20 protein-coding genes, 1 pseudogene and 2 riboswitches are annotated in these 20,343 nt (G+C 65.9%); of the genes and pseudogenes, 11 read left to right on the top strand and 10 right to left on the bottom strand.

The genetic code is table 11. The annotated features are described in order from the left end of the window. The first annotated feature begins 55 nt into the window (after positions 1-55). Positions 56-922, top strand: a complete 867-nt coding sequence (locus tag H9L13_RS06275; protein ID WP_328282568.1) for a glycine--tRNA ligase subunit alpha — start codon at positions 56-58, stop codon at positions 920-922. Continuing rightward, the gene (gene glyS, locus H9L13_RS06280) at positions 922-2,925 is read left to right on the top strand and encodes a glycine--tRNA ligase subunit beta (protein WP_187536934.1); all 2,004 of its coding nucleotides are present in this window, start codon (positions 922-924) and stop codon (positions 2,923-2,925) included. The genes H9L13_RS06275 and glyS overlap by 1 nt, the downstream gene beginning before the upstream one ends. Here the strand turns inward: glyS and H9L13_RS06285 are convergent. From H9L13_RS06285 to H9L13_RS06320, 8 genes and pseudogenes are all read right to left on the bottom strand, one after another. Then, entirely contained in the window at positions 2,922-3,242 is a 321-nt protein-coding gene (locus tag H9L13_RS06285; RefSeq protein WP_187536935.1) for a hypothetical protein, read from the bottom strand. The genes glyS and H9L13_RS06285 overlap by 4 nt on opposite strands. Before the next feature lie 97 nt (positions 3,243-3,339). Next, positions 3,340-4,337 (bottom strand): annotated as a pseudogene (locus H9L13_RS06290) (type II secretion system F family protein). A gap of 10 nt (positions 4,338-4,347) precedes the next feature. Beyond that, entirely contained in the window at positions 4,348-5,313 is a 966-nt protein-coding gene (locus H9L13_RS06295; protein WP_408022127.1) for a type II secretion system F family protein, read from the bottom strand. Positions 5,314-5,372: 59 nt separating this feature from the next. Next, the gene (locus H9L13_RS06300) at positions 5,373-6,641 is read right to left on the bottom strand and encodes a pilus assembly protein CpaE (RefSeq protein ID WP_187536937.1); all 1,269 of its coding nucleotides are present in this window, start codon (positions 6,639-6,641) and stop codon (positions 5,373-5,375) included. A 2-nt stretch (positions 6,642-6,643) separates the two neighbouring features. Continuing rightward, entirely contained in the window at positions 6,644-7,264 is a 621-nt protein-coding gene (locus H9L13_RS06305; protein ID WP_187536938.1) for a CpaD family pilus assembly protein, read from the bottom strand. 29 nt (positions 7,265-7,293) lie between these two features. Beyond that, positions 7,294-8,862 carry a type II and III secretion system protein family protein gene (locus H9L13_RS06310; protein ID WP_235091247.1) on the bottom strand — a complete coding sequence of 523 codons (1,569 nt, stop codon included), beginning with the start codon at positions 8,860-8,862 and terminating at the stop codon, positions 7,294-7,296. Position 8,863: 1 nt separating this feature from the next. Continuing rightward, the gene (gene cpaB / locus H9L13_RS06315) at positions 8,864-9,910 is read right to left on the bottom strand and encodes a Flp pilus assembly protein CpaB (RefSeq protein WP_187536939.1); all 1,047 of its coding nucleotides are present in this window, start codon (positions 9,908-9,910) and stop codon (positions 8,864-8,866) included. Positions 9,911-9,956: 46 nt separating this feature from the next. After that, a complete protein-coding gene (locus H9L13_RS06320; protein ID WP_187536940.1) occupies positions 9,957-10,427 on the bottom strand; it encodes an A24 family peptidase in 471 nt (156 codons plus the stop codon). A 51-nt stretch (positions 10,428-10,478) separates the two neighbouring features. Between H9L13_RS06320 and H9L13_RS06325 the strand changes: the two genes are divergently transcribed. Next, positions 10,479-11,552 (top strand): NAD(P)/FAD-dependent oxidoreductase, encoded by a 1,074-nt coding sequence (locus H9L13_RS06325; RefSeq protein ID WP_187536941.1) that lies wholly within the window; start codon positions 10,479-10,481, stop codon positions 11,550-11,552. A gap of 47 nt (positions 11,553-11,599) precedes the next feature. Next, a complete protein-coding gene (locus tag H9L13_RS06330) occupies positions 11,600-12,004 on the top strand; it encodes a DUF6491 family protein (RefSeq protein ID WP_187536942.1) in 405 nt (134 codons plus the stop codon). Here H9L13_RS06330 and rnhA read toward each other — a convergent pair. Next, complete coding sequence (gene rnhA / locus H9L13_RS06335) at positions 12,001-12,429, bottom strand: ribonuclease HI (RefSeq protein WP_223176502.1); 429 nt, start codon at positions 12,427-12,429, stop codon at positions 12,001-12,003. The two genes, H9L13_RS06330 and rnhA, sit on opposite strands and share 4 nt — an antisense overlap. A gap of 25 nt (positions 12,430-12,454) precedes the next feature. Next, positions 12,455-13,399 carry a 4-hydroxy-3-methylbut-2-enyl diphosphate reductase gene (gene ispH / locus H9L13_RS06340; RefSeq protein ID WP_187536944.1) on the bottom strand — a complete coding sequence of 315 codons (945 nt, stop codon included), beginning with the start codon at positions 13,397-13,399 and terminating at the stop codon, positions 12,455-12,457. Between the two features lie 90 nt (positions 13,400-13,489). Between ispH and H9L13_RS06345 the strand changes: the two genes are divergently transcribed. From H9L13_RS06345 to H9L13_RS06375, 7 genes are all read left to right on the top strand, one after another. Then, a complete protein-coding gene (locus H9L13_RS06345; RefSeq protein ID WP_235091248.1) occupies positions 13,490-14,122 on the top strand; it encodes a hypothetical protein in 633 nt (210 codons plus the stop codon). 78 nt (positions 14,123-14,200) lie between these two features. Beyond that, positions 14,201-14,294, top strand: a riboswitch (glycine riboswitch). A 1-nt stretch (position 14,295) separates the two neighbouring features. Beyond that, a riboswitch (glycine riboswitch) is annotated at positions 14,296-14,366 on the top strand. A gap of 61 nt (positions 14,367-14,427) precedes the next feature. Next, a complete protein-coding gene (gcvT, locus tag H9L13_RS06350) occupies positions 14,428-15,564 on the top strand; it encodes a glycine cleavage system aminomethyltransferase GcvT (protein WP_187536945.1) in 1,137 nt (378 codons plus the stop codon). Next, entirely contained in the window at positions 15,564-15,935 is a 372-nt protein-coding gene (gene gcvH, locus H9L13_RS06355; protein ID WP_187536946.1) for a glycine cleavage system protein GcvH, read from the top strand. Before gcvT ends, gcvH begins: the two co-directional genes overlap by 1 nt. Before the next feature lie 105 nt (positions 15,936-16,040). After that, positions 16,041-16,784, top strand: coding sequence for a class I SAM-dependent methyltransferase (locus tag H9L13_RS06360; protein ID WP_187536947.1), 744 nt, complete (start codon positions 16,041-16,043; stop codon positions 16,782-16,784). Then, entirely contained in the window at positions 16,784-18,142 is a 1,359-nt protein-coding gene (gene gcvPA / locus H9L13_RS06365) for an aminomethyl-transferring glycine dehydrogenase subunit GcvPA (RefSeq protein ID WP_187536948.1), read from the top strand. The genes H9L13_RS06360 and gcvPA overlap by 1 nt, the downstream gene beginning before the upstream one ends. Further along, a complete protein-coding gene (gene gcvPB, locus H9L13_RS06370) occupies positions 18,139-19,833 on the top strand; it encodes an aminomethyl-transferring glycine dehydrogenase subunit GcvPB (protein WP_187536949.1) in 1,695 nt (564 codons plus the stop codon). Before gcvPA ends, gcvPB begins: the two co-directional genes overlap by 4 nt. Beyond that, positions 19,830-20,312 carry an ABA4-like family protein gene (locus tag H9L13_RS06375; RefSeq protein ID WP_187536950.1) on the top strand — a complete coding sequence of 161 codons (483 nt, stop codon included), beginning with the start codon at positions 19,830-19,832 and terminating at the stop codon, positions 20,310-20,312. Before gcvPB ends, H9L13_RS06375 begins: the two co-directional genes overlap by 4 nt. Positions 20,313-20,343: the final 31 nt, after the last annotated feature.

Here is a 20,343-nt window from a genome sequence, read left to right on the forward strand (position 1 = left end):
AGTTGCACGGCATCGCGGCATCGGCCAAAGCCGCGGCTTCACGCTAACCGTACGGATCGATCGCTTGAGCCTGAGTTTCCAGGACCTGATACTGACGCTGCATCGCTATTGGGGCGAACGCGGCTGCGTCATCCTTCAGCCTTACGACCTGGAAATGGGGGCGGGGACATTCCATCCGGCGACGGTCCTGCGCGCGCTCGGCCCCGATCCGTGGCGCGCCGCCTATGTCCAGCCGTGCCGCCGGCCAACCGACGGTCGCTATGGCGAAAACCCCAACCGCCTGGGGCACTATTACCAATATCAAGTGGTGCTGAAGCCAAGCCCGAAGGATCTGCAAGAGCTTTACCTCGGCAGCCTCGACGCCATCGGCATCGACTTCACCAGGCATGACATCCGCTTCGTCGAGGATGATTGGGAAAGCCCGACGCTGGGTGCCTGGGGCCTCGGCTGGGAAGTGTGGTGCGACGGAATGGAGGTCACCCAGTTCACCTATTTCCAGCAGGTCGGCGGGTTCGAATGCCGGCCGGTCACAGGCGAGCTGACCTACGGGCTCGAGCGGCTGGCGATGTACATCCAGGGCGTCGATAACGTCTTCGACTTGCGCTTCAATGACGCCGGCGTCAGCTACGGCGACGTGTTCCTGGCAAATGAGCGGCAGATGTCCGCTTACCATTTCGAGACCGCGAATACCGAGGCGCTGTTCGACCTGTTCCGCAAGGCAGCCGCGGAATGCGAGAATTGCCTGTCGAGCAACCTGCCGATCCCCGCCTACGAGCAGGCGATCAAGGCCAGCCATGTGTTTAACACGCTGCAGGCGCGCGGCGTGATCTCGGTCGCTGAGCGGCAGGCGTACATCGGCCGTGTGCGCGACCTGGCGAAGGCGGCATGCGGGGCATGGATCGAGCGGGGGAAGGGCGTCTGATGGCCGACTTCCTGCTCGAACTGCTGTCCGAGGAGATCCCGGCGCGGATGCAGGCGCGGGCGCGCAATGATCTGGCGAGGATGTTCGCCGAACGCCTCGACGAGGCGGGCCTGGCGCGGGGCGCGGTGGATGTGCATTCGACCCCGCGGCGGCTGGTGCTCGTCGCGCGCGATGTCGCCGACCGGACCGAGGCGTCGCGCGAAGAGATCAAGGGCCCGCGCACCTCCGCCCCCGATCAGGCGCTCGAGGGCTTCCTGCGCAAGACTGGGCTGACGCGCGACCAACTGGCGGAGCGCGACGGGGTCTGGTTCGCGATAATCGCGCGCGAAGGCCGCGCCGCTGCCGACGTCATTGCCGAGGCGGTGCGGCGGATCGTCACCGATTTCCCCTGGCCCAAGTCGATGCGCTGGGGCGACGGCGACCTGCGCTGGGTGCGGCCGCTGCAGGGAATCGTTGCCTTGCTCGGCGAGGAAATCGTGCGGATCGAAATTGACGGCGTGACTAGCGGCGCGAGCACGGTCGGCCACCGCTTCCACCATCCGGGACCGATCACCATCGGCAGCGCCGACGATTATTTCGAGAAATTGCGCGCCTGCCACGTGATCGTCGACCAGGACGAGCGCGAACGGATGATCCGCGAGGGCGCGGCGAAGGCCGCGGCGGATGCCGGGCTGAGCCTGATCGAGGACGAAGGGCTGGTGGTCGAGAATGCGGGGCTGACCGAATGGCCGGTGCACTTGCTCGGCCGGTTCGATCCCGAATTCCTTGACGTTCCGCGCGAAGTGATCGTGCTCACGATGCGCACCAACCAAAAGTATTTTGCCTGCGCGGGCGCGGATGGCGGGCTGGCCCCGGCGTTCGTGTGCGTCGCCAACATCGACGCGAAGGACGGCGGCGCCTCGATCGTCGAGGGCAACAAGCGCGTGCTCGCCGCGCGCCTCGCCGACGCGCGCTTCTTCTGGGAGCAGGACCTGAAGGTGCCGCTCGAGGAGCAGGCTGCGAAGCTTGAGCAAATGCTGTTCTACGAAGGGCTCGGTTCGCTACATGAGAAGGCGGAACGCGTCGCGCGCCTGTCCCGCGAGATTTGCACGCATTGGTTTAAGGAACGCGATCCCGATACGGCTTATCGTGCCGGACTGCTTGCGAAGGCGGACCTCGCTTCGGCCATGGTTGGAGAGTTTCCCGAACTGCAGGGTGTGATGGGCAGTTACTATGCGGAACGTGGCGGGGAAAAGCCGGGCACCGTCGCTGCTTTGCGCCAGCAGTATCAGCAGTCGGTTGAGGGCTGCATCCCGGCTTGCGTCGCGCTGGCCGACCGGATCGACACACTCGCCGCGTTCTTCGCCAGGGGGATCAAGCCGACGGGATCGAAAGATCCGTTTGCGCTCCGTCGCGCCGCGCTGGGCATCATCCAGACGATCATCGTGAACGGAACGCGGCTACGTCTGCGTGAGGCGTTCGGCATGGCTGAAGCCAAGGTCGACCAAAAGGAGATCATGGATTTCTTCGCCGATCGCCTGAAGGTACAGCAGCGCGAGGCTGGTATTCGGCATGACCTGATCGACGCCGTCTTTGCGCTTGGCGGCGAGGATGACCTCATCCGCTTGCTCGCCCGGGTGAAGGCGCTGCAGGCGTTTGTGGAGACGCCCGAGGGACGAGACCTCCTCGCGGGTTTCAAGCGGGCGGCGAATATCCTGAAGAAAGAAGAGGGCAGTTGGACCCCGGATCAAGTCCGGGGTGACGGTGAAGTCGCGCCAGAGGAGGCGGCGTTGGTTGCAGCGCTTGATGCGGCGGAGCCGAAGGCTTCGGCCGCGATCGAGGCCGAGGACTTTACCGCGGCGATGGCTGCACTCGCGTCGCTGCGCGGGCCGATCGACGACTTTTTCGACAAGGTGACCGTCAACGACCCGGACGCGGGCACACGGGCGCGTCGGCTGGCGCTGCTTGCGCGATTCCGTGACGCGGTGAACCGCGTCGCGGATTTCTCGAGGATCGAGGGCTAGGCTCTCCGATCGTCGGTCGGGCGACGGTCGGCGCTGTCGCGGACGCCGTCACCGTCGATGTCCCGCGAGGTCGGGCCGCCGCGCGCCGCGGCGCCGCGCAGGCTGTCGCGTTCACGCCATTCGCGTTCCTGGTTGGCCCAATTCTGCTCGCGCTCCTGGTGGGCGCGCTCAAGCTCCTTGCGGCGATCGATTTCCGCGTTGTAGCGGGTCTTCCACTTCTTGCGCCCGCCGGCGGTGAGGAACACGCCGACAAGAAGCCCGAGGACGAACACTAGGGCGCAGATCACCCACAGGTTCGGATCGTTCATGATATTCATTCCGCATCCCCAACAGCGCTGGTGTTGAGGCGACTACGCTCGGGCGGGCCGCTGCGTTCCCCAAGCGCCCCCGGGCACGGCCCGGGGGACGAAGGGATCAGCCGTTGATGAAGCTGTCGCTGATCGAGCAGGCAGCCGGCCGAGGATGACGATGAACAGCACCGGCAGGATGAAGCAGATCAGCGGCACGGTCATGATCGCGGGCAAGCGGGCAGCCTTCTCCTCCGCGCGCATCATTCGGGCGTGGCGGAACTCTGCAGACAGCACGCGCAAAGCCGAAGCGAGCGGCGTACCGTACTTTTCGGTCTGGATCATGGTCGTGACCACACCGCGCACGGCCTCCAGGTCGACACGGTTGGCCAGGTTCTCGAACGCCATGCGGCGCTCGTTGAGGAAGCCAAGCTCAATCGCAGTGAGGCCGAATTCGTCGCCAAGCTCAGGATAGGCCTTGCCGAGTTCCTTGGACACACGGGCGAAGGCGGCATCGACGGTAAGGCCCGCCTCGGCGCAGATGACGAGCAGGTCGAGCGCGTCGGGAAGACCCTTGCGGACCGCGTTGCTGCGCTTGGTCACCTTGTTCTTGAGCCAGATGTCCGGTGCCTTGTAGCTGCCGACGAGCGAGCCCGTGACGGTCATGTAGCGGCGCAGCGCCGACCAATCGGGGAAGACGTCGAAGACATAGATAGCGAGGATCGCGCTGATCCCGATCACCACCGGCAGCACGAAGCGCGCGAAGATGATGAAGAACGCCAGGTCCTTGGTGCGGATGCCGGCCTGCATGAGGCGCAGCTGCGTCTTCTTGATCTGGTCGTCCTGCAGCATCTTGAAGCTGCTGAGGATCGAGCGGACCCGGTCGGCCGCTTCGTTCTTGTTGGTCAGCTTCTTGCGCTTGTTGGTCGAGGCAACGATGCCCGCTTTCAGCTGCTCGCGGCGCTCGTTCAGGGCCTTGACGCGGCGCGCCATCGGGTCGCGCACCGTCGTCGCGGCGTAAATGGCGAGGAGCACGGCGAAGGTTGCGACGGCGCTGAGCACCGTCGCGATCCAGATCACGTCGAAGCCGAGAAGGGTAGGGCCAGTTGGCGGCGGTGCTTGCACGTCTTCCCCCTCAGATTTCGAAGTTGACCATCTTGGCCATGATGAGCACCCCGATGCTCATCCATACCAAGCCGCCAAGGCCGGCCACCATCAGCCGCTGGTCGGTGAAAAAGCCGTCCATGTATCCCGGGTTGATGAACCACACGAGGCCAAAGACGATGAAAGGCAGCGAGCCGACGATGTAGGCCGAAGCCTTGGATTCCGAGCTCATCGCGCGGATCTTCAGTTTCATCTGCGCGCGCTTGCGCAGCACGTCGGCAAGGTTGGAAAGGGTCTCGGCCAGGTTGCCGCCGGTCTCGCGCTGGATGGCGAGCGTGATGACAAAGAACTGGAATTCCGGTGTGCCCAGACGATCCGCCGTTTCCTGAAGCGCCGCTTCCATCGTACGGCCAATTTTCATCTTGTCCGACACCGCCCGGAATTCGACGCCGACCGGCCCTGAAACCTCACCGGCAACGATTCCCAGGGTCTCCGTGATCGGAAGGCCCGAGCGAAGTCCGCGCACCATCAGCTCAATGGCGTCAGGGAAGTTCGTATTAAACTTGTTCACACGCCGTTTGATCATCCGGCCGACGACGAAATAGGGCACGCCGATGCCGACGAAGAGGCCGAACATCGCTGACAGCAGGAACGGCGCGCCGCGGAACGTCAGAAGACCCGCGACAACGACGATCACGCCAAGGCAGATCGTGGCATATTTCGCCAGGCTGATTTCCTTGCCGGTCATCTCCAGCCGGCGGCGAAGAAGCGCGGGCTTCGGGATCAGGGTCGAGGCATAACCTTCGATCCGGCTGTTCCGCTGGGCCATGAGCTTGCGAATCTGCGCCTGCGCATTGCCCGCAATGACGTCGCCGTGCCGTTCCTTGACGAGTTCCATGCGGCGCTTGAGCGCCTTTGATGCCGACGGCCCCTGAAACGCCGCAATGGCGAGCAGAAGGGCGCTACCGACGCCAGCCAGGATGATCCAGAAGAGCATGATCGCCTTCGCCTCTCGTCAATTCCGCCAGTGCCTAAGCCCCGGCGAACGGTCACTTGCTAGGCTGCCTGCGCCTTCGGCTTGGACAGCTTGGACATCAGATTGTCGACCAGCGACTTGGCGCCGGCCGCCGCGCTGGATTCCCCCGTCGCACCCTCTTCGCTGCTATGGTTGAGAACCATTCCCGACAGGGTGGAGAAGGGCGCGGCCATCTTGCCGCCGGCGACTTCCGCCATCGGCTTGCCAAGCTTGGCCGCCTGGGCGGCGAGCTTGGCGTCGTACGGGAAGACCAGGTCCACGCCTCGTTCGATCGACTGCTCGAAATCCTTGCGGCTGATTTCCAGAGCGCCGCCTGAGGGGACGCCATTGGCAACCACGATCACCTTGGTCTGCGGCGCGTTCGACTTGAGCCAGGCGAGCACCCGGATGGTGTCACGCGTGGCTGCCAGCGTCAGCTCCGCGACGACGACCGCGACATGCGCGTCGTGAACGAGGTGCGGGTACTGGATCATCATGTGCCGGGGCAGGTCGAGCACCGTCGATTCGAAGGCGTTGCGCATTTCTTCCTGCAACTGGAAGAACGCGGTGCCATCGGTGACCAAGGGCTGGTTGATCGGCGCTTCCGCCGACAACACCGACAGACGCTCGTTGGCGCGAACCATGGCGCGTTCGATGAACAGGCCGTCGATGCGGCTCGGATTCTCGATCGCGTCGGTGAGGCCGCGGCCCGGTTCCAGATCGAGCGCCAGGGCGCCGGTCCCGAAATGGACGTCGAGGTCGAGCAGCGCCGTCGAACGGTGCGCACGTTCCCCAAGCAACCAGGCGATCGAAGTCGCCATGGTCGAGGCGCCAACGCCGCCGCGGACGCCGATCACGGCGGCCATGACGTGCGGCTTGTCGGCCTGTGCTTCACCGCGCGGACCCGACAAGATCATCTGCGCATGCGCGAACGTGTCGCGCAGCTGATCCACCGTGAACGGTTTCAGCAGATAGTCGTGGATGCCGCTGGCGACCAGATCGCGGTACAGGCGCACGTCATTGACGGTACCTGACGCGATGACGATCGTCCCCGGCTCGCACACCTCGGCGAGGGCATTGATGTCGCTGAGCGGATCGCCCGATTCGGACAAGTCCACGAACAGGATGTTCGGGCTGGCCGAGACCGAGAGCGACTGGACCGCGTTTCGCAGTCCGCCCTTGTTGACCTTCTCCGGACTCCAGCCGTGCTCAACCGCGACGGGACGGAGCATGTCCGCCGTCGCATCGTCACAGACGAAGGCGGTGAACGGATCGCGCAGACCAGCGCGTGACTGAAACGGAGCGTTCATGCTTAATTGCCCTTCGTATTGACGCTTTGCAGACCCTTGGCACCGGTCGGCGGAGCGCTGCGATACATCTGGATGGCCCGCGCGGCGGTCGACGCGTCCTGCACGCCGTTGCCCTCGCGCCCATGGATCAGGTCGACCGGATCCGCGATCATCGCCGCCAGATTCGAACTCACGGCGCAGCCGAAGTTGGACATCTGCTTGTTGGCGAAATTCGGCTGGGCCTTCGTATCCCAATTGGGACAGCCGGGGACTTCGGCACGGCGGCGGCTGACAATCACGCGGACTGCGTCCGGGCGCACAGCGCCAGCAACCACGGGGGCCCCGGGTTGGACCATCATGCCGTAACGACCGGCGACCTGGGCAACCCGCGCACGGGCGTCGTCGGAAAACGGCCCGTCGACGTAAAGCGTATCGCCGTAACCAAGACCGAGGCCCTGAAACCAGCCGTCGAGGCGTTCGGCCTCACCTGGGGCGAGCGAACCACCTGGGGCAGCCGCGTCGAACACGAAGTCCTGGCTGGTCACAACCGGCACGTGAACCGTTGCGAGTCCGCGCTCGGGCGTGTCCGTCTTGCACGCCGCGACCGTTGCGCAAAGCGCGATGAGGAGCAGTTTGGAACGCATCGTGGCATCCTTCCTGAAAGAGGCGCGGGTCACAGCTTGAAGCCCGGAGCGACGGCGGCCGCGCCGCCGATTGCAGGGGCGCTGCTCATCGCCGGGGACGGCAGCGGCTGGGCCGGAATGGCCGTCGGCTGGACACCGCGAGGTCCGGAAACCCCGTCGTACGTCTTTCCTTCGAGGATACGATCGGTATCCGTCGGCACCCGGTAGCCGTCCGTCGGCAGCGCAAGCTGCTTGGACGCAGGCCGGACCAGGTACGGCGTCACGATGATGACCAGCTCCGTCTCGTCCCGGCGGTAGGCGGTCGAGCGGAACAGCGAGCCAAGGATCGGCAAGTCGCCGAGGAACGGCGCCTTTTCGACCGTGTTGGTCACGCGGTTGCGAAGGAGGCCGCCGATCATGAACGATTGGCCCGAGCCCAGTTCGACCGTGGTTTCGGCGCGACGCGTGGTCAGCGCCGGGACCAGGAAGTTGTTGAGCCGGACGGCGCCTTCGTTGGACAGTTCGCTGACTTCCGGTCGGACGCGCATCGAAATGCGGCCATCCGCCAGAACGATCGGCGTGAAGGCCAGGCCGACACCATATTGCTTGTATTCGATGGTGATCGATCCAAGCGACTGAGACACCGGGATCGGGAATTCGCCGCCCGCGAGGAAGCTTGCGGTTTCGCCCGACAGCGCAGTCAGGTTCGGCTCCGCCAACGTCTTCACGCTGCCGTCATTTTCGAGCAGGTCGAGGGTGCCGAGCACGTCGAGGCCAAGGATCTTCCCGAACATGCCGATGGACGTGCCGTCGGCGATGGTCTTGAAGCGAACGCTGTCCGTCCCCGGAAGGGCGCCCGTGATCGGATCGATCTCACCGGTGATCGTGCCGCTGATGGGATCATAAACCCCAGGAACGGTGCGGATCGATCCGGGATCGCCGCGGCCGATGCCGCCAAGCAGGCCGCCGCTCCGGTCGCGAGTCAGCAGGTTGACGCCGACCTCCTTGATCAGCGTGCGGTTGATTTCAGCGATGCGGACGCGAAGATTCACCTGCAGCGGAGTCGCCGTCTTCAGTCGGTTGATCGGCACGATGTCGAGCACATCGCCATCTTTCTTGCCGGGATTGAGGTAGGCGGCGACCAGGGCTTGCGCCTGCGCCGCATCTTCCGGCGAAGCGACCGTCCCGTTCATTACCGCGACCTGCCCGATGGGCGTCACAGTGATGTTCGATTCGGGCATTGCGGCGCGAAGCACCTCGTTGACCGATGACAGGTTCTGGCTGACACGGACGTTGGTCGCGTAAACTACCGACCCGTCGGCCGCCGTCGCGATCAGCGTCGCTTCGCCGGATTTCTTCCCGAACAGGTTGAGCTGGCGCGCGTTGGTCACGTGGACATCGGCAACGTCGGGGTTGGATACCCACACGTCGGCAATCTTGCGCGGCGCGTTGACGACCTGGCCTTCGCCGATCGACAGGACCGTCACGCCGCTGGGGCGATAGGTCCGCGACGACTGGGCGTCCGCCGGAAAGGCCGTGCCGACGGTGCCCATGGCGATGGCCAAAGCGGCGAAGGCCGTGCCGAGGCGTGCCCGGCGAGTGATGTTGCGATTGGTCATGTTAGCGAGCTCCCACCGGAACGACGGTGACATTGTTGCCGCGAGTGACTCGGACAGCGGGTCCGGTCGGAGCGGGCGCGGCGCCGGGTGCTCCTGCGATGGCTTGGCCAAGTCCCTTGCCGAAGCCGGCCATGGCTGCCGCCATTTTCGAAGCTTCGTCCTGCTGGCGCGCAGGCACGGTACGGCGCTGGAAGCGCGACACGTCGCCACCCGTGCTGAAGGTCGGGTTGGCATCGAGAGGCCGATTGGCGACGGCGAGCAGCATCTGCCGCTCCTGCGCCGGGTTGACGCCCGCCGGAACCTTGACCTCACCGGCTGCGACTGCACGCTCCAGCTCGGCCGTGCTGTCGGCGATCGAGCGCAGGGACAGCGACAGGGTGCCGACGCTCTGGGCGACGACGATCTTCTCGGCCAGGCGGGGCGTGACTTCGATGGTGACATTGGAGAAGGTCCGGACCTGGGTCTTGCCTTCCGCGTCGGTGCTGCTGATGCGCTGGTCGGTCGCAAGCACGCGAATGTTGCGAACGATGGTTTCGGATACCTTCAGCGGGTCGCCGTCACCGCCACCCTTCACTTCCTGGGTGAGCACCATGTCAACGCGATCGCCCGGGAAGACGAAGCCGGCGACGCCGGTCGAGGCATTCACGGGAACGGTGATGGCGCGCATGCCGGGGCTCAGCGCCGCGGCTAGGAAGCCACGATCGTTGGGACCAACGAGCGAGCCGCGCGTGGCCGGCTGGCCAGCCGTCAGCGCATAGCGGACGACGGTGCCCATCAGCGCCTTGGGGTCGCCGTCGGGCGCGCCTTCGACATAATAGGCACCCTGCATCAGTTCCTTGGGCCACGGCTGATAAGCGAAGCTTTCGGCGTCGATGATCGTGCCGACCGGCAACGACTTCTTCGCGACCAGAACCTTGGGTCCGTCAGGGACGGGCGCGGCCTGAGCCTGCTGCGCCCCAGCACCAGCGAACATATTCTTGGCCATGACCGCGGTGACGACCGCAATGACCAGCGCTCCTACGAGCAGAGCGATCTTCTTTACATTCATGGCGCTATCGCCTCCCCTTCGAGGGCCCCCAGTTCAGCCTCACACATCAGGCAAATTGGTTAAGAAACCGTTGGGCGAGAATGACGAGACCACCGGACGCAATGGCGACCCCATATGGAATTTCGGGCTTTCCCGGCCGATTCTTGAAACGGTGCCAGGCGACGATCCCCAACGTCAGCACGCCGCCCGCGACCGACATCAGGACCAGCATCTTTATGGTCGCATAAGGCGGGAACCACAGCGCGAGCGCTGCCGCGAGCTTGACGTCGCCGCCGCCCATGAGCCCTGCATAGAAGGTCGCGGCGAACAGCAGGAAGACGACGACGGCCGCCGCGACCATCAGCACGATCTGGCCGAAGGTGAATTGCGCCGCATACCAATAGAGTGGCGCGAGCAACGCGACGGCGAGATTCAGCTTGTTGGAAATCGTGAAGGTACGAATGTCGACGACCGCGGCGATCACCAGCAGCAGCGCCAGGATTCCCATCAGAATTCCGGTAAAGGCGACGTTGATCATGACCGCCACCCCTAGACGGCGCGGCTTTCCAATTCGTAACCGGGCCACGCAATGCAGGATTGGGACGTCATCATCATTGGCGGCGGGATCGCCGGAGCGAGCTTGGGCGCGGCCATCGCGGAAGCGCGCCGGACGCTGATCGTCGAGGCGGAGGCGCACTGCGGCTATCATGCCACGGGGCGATCGGCAGCCTTCTGGCTGGAAAGTTACGGGGGGCCGCAGGTGGCGAAGCTCACCGCCGCCTCCCGCACGTTCCTTGAAGCGGGCGGGTTCCTGCGGACACGCGGAGCGCTTCACGTTTCACGGACCGGGCCGCCGGAGGCGCCGGTGGGGGTCGATTCCCGGCCGATCGACCGCAACGCCCTCGAGCGGATGCTACCCGGAATCCGGCCCGAATGGCGGCACGCGATTCTGGAGCCAGGGTGCGCGGATATCGACGTCGCGGCGCTTCACGCTGCCTTCCTGGCCGACTTCCGAGCGTGCGGCGGGATTGTCGAGCCGGGCCGGCGGCTGGCCCGCGCGCATCGCGACGGCGGCCGCTGGACCGCGCACTTCGACGATGGGGACACGCAAACGTCGGCCGTCCTCGTCAATGCCGCCGGCGCGTGGGCCGATGCCGTGGCCGAGGCCTGCGGGGTGCCGCCACTCGGCCTGGCCGCCAAGCGGCGAACGATGGTCCAGCTTCGCGTCGGCCAACCGGGCCTGCGCGACCTGCCGCTGGTCGACGATCCTGAGGGCACCTTTTATTTCAAGGGCGAGGGCGACCGTACGATCTGGCTCAGCCCGCATGACGAGATCGCCACCGACCCATGCGATGCGGCGCCGGAGGAGATCGATGTCGCCATCGCGATCGACCGTTTCGAGCAGGTGGTGGACTGGCCGGTCGAGGCCGTCGAGCGGCGCTGGGCAGGCTTGCGCACCTTCGCGCCCGACCGGCTCCCGGTCTATGGCTTCGACCCCCGCGCCGACGGATTCTTCTGGTGCGCGGGGCAGGGCGGGTTCGGGATTCAGACGTCGCCCGCGGCCGCGCGGATGGCGGCGGCGCTGCTGACCGGCGATCCGCCCGATCCGATGGTCGCGCATATCAATGCGGCGACGTTCGCGCCGGGGCGCTTTGCGCCGTGACGGCACCGGCGGCGACCGTGCGCGTTTCAGACGCGAAGGAGCCGATAATGAGGTGGACCGCAATCACGCTCACCAGCCTGGGCCTGGCCACAGCGTCGCTCGCCGCCGTTGCCGGACTTCCCGCAACGCCGAGCGCAGCCCAGCCGGCGCGGCAATGCTTCAACGCCTCGGCCATTCGCGGGTTTGAAACGCTTCCCGGGGGGCTCGTGCTGATGCGCGCCGGCGGCAACCGCACCTTTGCGCTGCAAACGCTGGGCGACTGTCCCGACTTGAATTGGGCGCGCGGCATCGGGGTGCGGACCTTCGGCGGCGGATCGTGGATCTGTTCGGGCCTCGACGCGCAGCTGGTCGTGCCGAGCCCGATTGGCGCACAATATTGCGCGGTACGCGACGTGCGCTGGATCAGCCGGGAGGAGGCCCGCGCCCTCCGCCAGAGCCGACGCCGGCGCTAGGTCGCCGCTTTCTGCCGGTCGGCCGCCGCGCAGGCGAGGGCATCGACGCGATCGTTTTCCGGATGGCCGCTGTGGCCCTTTACCCAATGCCATTCAACGCGGTGCGGCTCGGACGCCTCGATTAGCGCCTGCCAAAGCTCCGCGTTCTTGACAGGTTTCTTGTCGGAGGTACGCCAACCGTTCTGCCGCCAGCGATGAATCCACTTGGTGATTCCATCACGGACATATTGGCTGTCGGTATGGAGCTGGACACGGCACGGGCGCTTGAGCGCTTCGAGCCCGCGAATGGCGGCGAGCAATTCCATGCGATTGTTAGTCGTCAGCGGCTCCCCGCCCGACAGCTCGCGTTCCTTGGCATCCGTGCGAAGAAGTGCGGCCCAACCGCCCGGTCCCGGATTGCCGCGGCACGCGCCGTCGGTGAACATCTCGACAGCAGGCAGCGACGTCACGTCAGGCGACAAGCTCACGCGGCAGTTTGAAGACCATTCGTTCTGGATTGTGGTCGGCTTCTTCCTCCGTGACGTGGAAGCGCTCCTCGAGCGCTGTCATCACCTCCCGAACGAGAAGCTCGGGGGCGGACGCACCGGCCGTGAGGCCAATCGTGTCGGGCTGGCCGAGCCATTCCCAATCGATATCGCGTGCGCGCTCGATCAGCCGGGCGGGGACGCCGAGCCGCTCAGCGACCTCGGCGAGACGAAGCGAATTGCTGCTATTGGGCGCGCCGATGACCAGGATCCGTTCGCATTTCGCAGCGATCGCCTTGACCGCCGCCTGCCTGTTGGACGTGGCGTAGCAAATGTCCTCGCTGCGCGGCGCCAGAATGTTGGGAAAACGCGCCGTGAGCGCATCCACTATCTCACGCGTATCGTCGACTGAGAGCGTCGTTTGCGTAAGGAAAGACAGATTGTCGGGATCCGCCACCTCGATCTCTGCGACGTCCTCCACCGATTCCACCAAGGTCATCGAACCCGGCGGCACCTGTCCAAACGTGCCGATCACTTCGGGGTGGCCGGCGTGGCCGATGAACATGATGTGCCGCCCGTCCTTGATCAGACGTTCCGCCTGCCGATGCACCTTGGACACAAGCGGACAAGTGGCATCGACGTAAGACAGTCCACGCCCTTCGGCTTCCGCAGGCACTGACTTGGGCACGCCATGCGCGGAGAACACCACCGGACGGCCATCGGGCACGTCGGCCAAGTCCTCAACGAAAATGGCGCCCATGTCGCGCAGGCGATCGACGACGAAGCGGTTGTGGACGATTTCATGCCGGACGTAGACCGGCGCGCCATAACGTTCGAGCGCGAGCTCGACGATCTGGATTGCGCGGTCGACCCCGGCGCAGAAACCGCGCGGGGCCGCGACCAGCACGCGGAGATGGGGAAGCTCAGCCATTGCCGGCCCATGTAAGGCATCGCTTGCAGGCATAGAAGGGGCTTCCTATGAACGCCGCACCGCACCAGGCCGCCAAGGAATTCTCCCACCGTGAAGCTTCGTATCGCCGCTTTTATCGCTTTGACCGTCCTTAGCGGGTGCCGCACCCGCGGCGATTTCGTCGATGGCGGCGTCTATGCCATCCGCAGTTCCTGCCCGATCGCGGCGGTGCCGGCCGGCACGGGCGACGTGACGCTCTTCAATCCCGCTGGAAGCACGGATTCGACCGCGATCGACGTCACAGCGGCAATCAGCGATGTCCGTGCTGTCTGCCAGGAGGCTGGGGCCGATATGGTGTCGACAGTGACCTTCACGGTCACGGCGCTGCGCCGCGATGCTGGGCCGGCGCGGCAGGTGGTGCTGCCTTATTTCGATGTCGCGCTTCAGGGGGGCTCCCGGATCGTCGCCAAGCGCGTCGGCCAAGCCGTCATCAATTTCCCGGCCGGCAGCTTGCACGGCTGGACCCGCGTCCAGGCGAGCATTCGCGTCAACCGCGCCGCGGCGACCCTTCCGGCCAATGTGCGCGCCATCCTGACGCGACCGCGCAAGGCGGGGGATACGCAGGCGGCGGTTGATCCGCTGGCCGATCCCGGTGTGCGCGCGGCGGTTGCCAATGCGACGTTTGAACATTTGGTCGGCTTCCAGCTGACGCAGGACCAGCTTCGCTACAACGCAACGCGCTAGCATTTCACCGAAAGGCCGCGTTGACTCCGTCCGTGGCGCCAGCCAAGGCACCGCGGTCGCCGGACGCGCAAGCGCCCGGAAGGCCGCGCGGGAGAGTTTGCAGCGAAAGCTGCGACGCCGAAGGAGCAACCGCCCCCGGAATCTCTCAGGCACCCAGGACCGCGCGCGCCTGACAGTCTGGAAAGTGTCCCGGTCATTCGGGGCCGCCGAAGGGGTAAAGCTCTCAGGCGCTAGGGACAGACGGGGGCGATGGCCGATGCGCCCGTTTCGGGCGTTGAGCCGTCGTCACCTGATGCGGAGCGCCCATGAGCCAGGACGATCATCACCCGACCGACGCAGCGCCGCTTGCAAAACTGCCGCTCGATGCGTGGCATCGCGCCCACGGCGGGCGGATGGTGCCTTTCGCGGGCTACGAAATGCCTGTGCAATATGAAGGCATCATGGCCGAGCATCTGTGGACGCGCGAAAATGCCGGCCTGTTCGATGTCAGCCATATGGGCCAGCTGCTGATCCACGGCCGCGGCGCCGATGCGGCGCTGGAGAAGCTGCTCCCCGCCGACCTTCTCGGCCTGGGCGACATGAAACCCAAATATTCGCTGCTGCTCGATGACGACGGCGGGATCATCGACGATCTGATGGCGACGCGGCGCGGCGACGATTTCTACGTCGTCGTCAACGGCGCTACCAAGCATGGTGACATCCAGGAATTCGAGCGGCGGCTGCCCGGCGGGGTGGTTGTTGACCACATGAAGGAGCAGGCGCTGCTCGCGCTTCAGGGGCCGAAGGCGGCGGAGTTGCTGGAAGGCATTGTGCCGGGCGTGGGCGAGCTTGGCTTCATGCAGGGCCGCGCATTCCACTGGGACGGACAGCCGCTGTGGATCAGCCGTTCGGGCTATACCGGCGAGGATGGGTTCGAGATTTCGGTGCCCGCAACGCAGGCCGAGAAGCTGGCGGACGCCCTCGTGGCCAACGATGCCGTGAAGCCGATCGGGCTTGGCGCGCGCGATTCGCTGCGGCTCGAGGCAGGATTGCCGCTCTATGGGCACGACCTCGACCGGGCGACGACGCCGGTGATGGCCGGGCTCAACTTCGCGATCAACAAGCGCCGCCGCGCCGAGGGCGGCTTTCCGGGAAGCGTTCGCATCCTCGCCGAGTTGGAGAATGGCCCGATCCAAAAGCGCGTCGGCCTGCTCGTCGAAGGCCGCCAGCCGGTGCGCGAGGGCGCGATGGTCCTCGACCGGGAGGCGAATGAGGTCGGCAAGGTCACCTCGGGCGGTTTCTCGCCCTCGCTGCAGCGACCGATCGCCATGGCCTACGTTCCGGCCGCAATGGCCGAGCCGGGGGCGCAGGTGAAGCTGTCGCAGCGCGGCAAGCTGTTTGCCGCGACCGTCGCGCCGATGCCGTTCGTCCCCCACAAATATCACCGCAAGGGAGCCGCTTGATGAGCCTCTATTTCACCAAGGAGCATGAATGGATCCGGGTCGAGGGCGACACCGCGACCATCGGCATTTCCAACCACGCGCAGGAAGCGCTGGGCGACATCGTCTTCGCCGAGGTGCCCGAAGCCGGCCGCAAGGTCAGCAAGGGGCAGGAGGCCGCGGTGGTGGAGTCGGTCAAAGCCGCAAGCGACGTCTACGCGCCCGTGTCGGGCGAGGTGGTCGAGGGCAATGCCGCGGTTGCCGACGACCCGTCGCTGGTGAACAGCGACCCCGAAGGCGAGGGCTGGTTCTTCAAATTGAAGCTCGACGATCCGGGTGAGGTCGAGGGGTTGATGGACGAGGCCGCCTATCGCGAGTGGATTGCGACGCTGTGATATTTCGCTTGCCCGCCGCCCTTTTCCGTTCGTCCCGAGCGAAGTCGAGGGACGCGCGTGCACAGGTGCCTCGACTGCGCTCGGCACAAACGGAGCGAGGGTGACGTGAGACCAACCTCGACCAGCGATTGGGATGCCGCGGATTATGCGCGGGTGGGTGGTTTCGTGCCCGCGCTCGGCCAGGCCGCGCTCGACCTCCTCGACCCGCAGCCGGGCGAGCATATCCTCGACGTCGGCTGCGGCGACGGGTCGCTGACCTTGAAGATCAAGGAAGCAGGCGCGGATGTCGTCGGCATCGACAACAACCTCTCGATGATCGCTGCGGCCAAGGCAAAGGGCCTCGATGCGCGGCTGATGGATGCCGCCGATCTCAAGTTTGCGGAAGCGTTCGACGCGGTATTCTCCAACGCCACCTTGCACTGGGTGCTCGACAAGGAGCGTGCGGCGCGCGCGATCTGGTTCGCGCTCAAGTTCAAGGGCCGCTTCGCCGGCGAGATGGGCGGGGAGGGCAATCTTGCCCATCTGCGCGAGTCGCTCGACGACGTGCTGGTTGCCAGCGGCTACGGCCCGCCGACCTATGCCGCCAACTGGTATCCGAGCGTCGAGGAGTTCGTCGCAATTTACGAGGCGGCGGGATTCAAGGACATCGACGCGCGGCTGATCGAACGGCCGACTCCACTCGAGCATGGCGTCGCCGGCTGGGTGACGACCTTCCGCAAGGGCTGGCTCGACCGCGCCGGCGTGCCGCAGGCCGAGCGCCAGGCGATCGCCGACGCCGTCGCCGACCGCGCCGGCACCCAAACCGCCGATTACGTCCGCCTCCGCTTTACGATGAGAAAGCCGAACTGATGCGTTACCTGCCCCTCTCTGATGCCGATCGCAGCGCGATGCTACAGGTCGTCGGCGCCGGATCGATCGACGAATTGTTCAAGGACGTGCCGGCCGAAGCGCGGCTGACGGGGCCGATCCACGGCCTGCCGATGCATGCGTCCGAAATGGCGGTTGAGCGGCACATGATCGCTTTGTCGCGCAAGAACATGGCGGCGGGCGACGTGCCCTTCTTCCTGGGTTGCGGGGCGTACAAGCATCACATCCCGGCGAGCGTCGACCATATCATCCAGCGCGGCGAGTTCCTCACCAGCTACACGCCCTATCAGCCCGAAATCGCGCAGGGCACGCTGCAGATGATGTTCGAATTCCAGACGCAGGTCGCACGCCTGCTCGGCTGCGAAGTCGCCAATGCGTCGATGTACGACGGATCGACCGCGATGTGGGAAGCGATCCTGATGGGTCACCGCATCACGCGGCGGAACAAGACGATCGTCTCGTCTGGCGTTCACCCGCATTACGTCAATGTCGCGACGACGATGGCCAAGTTCACCGGCGACGCGCTCGATACGTCGCTGCCCGAACTCGACGCCACCAGCGATGTCGAGCGGCTGCTGGGCAAGATCGACGGCGAGACCAGCGCGGTCGTCGTCCAATATCCCGATATCCTCGGCCGGATCACCGACCTGACGCCGATTGCCGAGGCCGCGCATGCCGCCGGCGCGCTGCTGATCGCGGTGATTACAGAGCCGGTCGCGCTGGGGCTGATCAAGTCGCCGGGCGAGATGGGTGCGGACATCGTTGTCGGCGAGGGGCAAAGCATCGGCGTCGGGCTTCAGTTCGGCGGACCGTACGTCGGCCTGTTCGCCTGTCGCGAAAAGCATGTCCGCCAGATGCCCGGGCGGCTTGCGGGCGAGACGGTCGATGCGGAGGGAAAGCGCGGCTTCGTGCTGACGCTCTCGACGCGCGAGCAGCATATCCGGCGCGAAAAAGCGACGTCGAACATCTGCACCAGCTCGGTGCTGTGCGCGCTCGCCTTCACCGCGCACCTCACCTTGCTCGGCGAGAAAGGGCTGCGGCAGCTGGCACAGTTGAATCACGCGCGCGCGTGCGAGGTGGCGGCCCGGCTCGTCGCGATTCCGGGTGTCGAGCTGGTCAACGACGGCTTCTTCAATGAATTCACGCTCCGGCTTCCGGTCGAAGCGCGGCCCGCAGTGCACGCGATGGTCGAGCGCGGGGTGATCGGGGGGATCTCGCTTGGGCGGCTCTATCCGGGGATCGACGCTCTCCAGAACGGGTTGGTGGTCGCGGTTACGGAGACCGCGACCGACGCGGATATCGATGCGCTGGAAGCCGCGCTGAAGGAGGTGGTGCGATGACCGTCAATCCGTCGGGCTGGCGGCCCTCGACCCCCGCCAATGCTGAAGGCGAAGCGCAGACGGTGACCGGCAATCGCGCGCTGATGCTCGAGGAGCCGTTGATCTTCGAGATGGACGGCGCCGACACGACTGGCGTCGATTTCGACGAATTCCTCCCCGGGACGGGGAGCGGGACCAGCGAAGCTGGGGGAGGGGCCGGCGTGACGGGCTCCAGCCCCCCTCCGTCAGCGCTTCGCGCTGCCACCTCCCCGTCCCGGGGAGGATCGCGCATCGGCGGCCTCGAACGCACCGCGCCCATCGGCCTTCCCGGCCTGTCCGAGCCCGAAACCGTGCGCCACTACACGCGCCTGTCGCGGCAGAATTATGCGATCGACCTGGGCCTGTTCCCGCTCGGATCCTGCACCATGAAGCATAATCCGCGCTTGAACGAGAAGGTCGCGCGGCTGCCCGGCTTTGCCGACGTCCATCCGCTGCAACCGCAGGAGACGGTGCAGGGCGCGCTCCAGGTGATCAACGAGCTGGCCTTCTGGCTGCTCGACCTGACCGGCATGCACGGCGTGGCGATGAGCCCCAAGGCGGGCGCGCATGGCGAGCTGTGCGGGCTGCTGTGCATTCGCGCGGCACTCGAGGCGCGCGGCGACAAGCGCGAAGTCGTGCTCGTCCCCGAAAGCGCGCACGGCACCAATCCCGCGACCGCCGCTTTCGCTGGCTATCGCGTGGAAAACATCCCGGCCAATGCGGCGGGGCGGGTCGATCTTGACGCCTTGACGTCACGGTTGGGGCCGGACGTCGCGGCGGTGATGATCACCAATCCCAACACCTGCGGCCTGTTCGAGCCCGACATGAAGCGGATCAGCGACGCGGTCCACGCCGCGGGCGCGTTCGTCTATTGCGACGGTGCCAATTTCAACGCGATCGTCGGCAAGGTCCGTCCCGGCGACCTTGGCATCGATGCGATGCACATCAACCTCCACAAGACCTTTTCGACCCCGCATGGCGGCGGTGGACCGGGGTCGGGGCCGGTGGTCGTGTCCGAAGCGCTGGCGCCCTACGGTCCGCTGCCCTTCGCGGCCAAGATGCCCGATGGTAGCTTCAAGATCGTGGAGGAGGAAAGCGCGGCCGAGATGCACCCCGAGACATTCGGGCGCATGACTGCGTTCCACGGCCAGATGGGCATGTTCACGCGCGCGCTGACGTACATCCTCAGTCACGGCGCCGACGGCCTTCAGCAGGTGGCCGAGGATGCGGTGCTCAACGCCAATTACATCCTGCGCAGCCTCGAAGACGTGCTCGATGCGCCGTTCGCAGGCAGCGGGCCGTGCATGCATGAGGCCATCTTCTCCGACAAAGGCTTCGCCGACGGCGTCAGCACGCTCGATCTCGCCAAGGCGATGATCGACGAAGGCTTCCACCCGATGACGATGTACTTCCCGCTGGTGGTCCACGGCGCGATGCTGATCGAGCCGACCGAGACCGAGTCGAAGGCTGGCCTCGACCAGTTCATCGCCGCGCTGCGCTCGATCGCCGAACGTGCGCGCGCCGGCGACCCGGCGATGAAGGCCGCGCCCGTGCACGCGCCGCGCCGCCGCCTCGACGAAACACTGGCGGCTAGGAAACCGGTATTGAGCTTCCGACAGCCCGCGCCCGACGCCGCGTCTGCGGGCCTGAAGGAACCGGTGGGCGGCGGGTGAGCTGGGCCGGCCTCTTCGGACTGACGAACGTCATTGCCCTGATCGGTTGGGCGCTGCTTGCGGCGCTGCCGCGCGGGCCCAAGGTCTATTCGACGGTGATGTACGCTGGGGTGGCGATGCTGTGCCTGGCATATGCCGCGATATTCGCGGCGCTGTTCGGCGGGTTCGTCGACCCGGTGCGCGTGCCCGGCGCGCCGGTGCCCGACCTTGGCGATTATTCGGTACGCGGCCTTCGCACCTTGTTCATGAGCGACGGTGCGATCGTGCTCGGCTGGACGCACTATCTGGCGTTCGACCTGTTCGTCGGCCTGTGGATCGCGCGCGATGCCGATTTGAAGGGATTTTCGCGCTGGGTGCAGCTGCCCGTGCTGTTCCTGACCTTCATGGCCGGGCCGATTGGCCTGCTCATTTGGCTCGTGATACGCGAGCGGCGGGCGCAGCAGGCGGCGAGAGCGAATGGCGACCGAGCGGCCCGATAAATTCACCGGCGCGGCCCTACCATTTGCTAGG

The organism is Sphingomonas lutea (genome assembly GCF_014396785.1).
Classification (GTDB): domain Bacteria; phylum Pseudomonadota; class Alphaproteobacteria; order Sphingomonadales; family Sphingomonadaceae; genus Sphingomicrobium; species Sphingomicrobium luteum.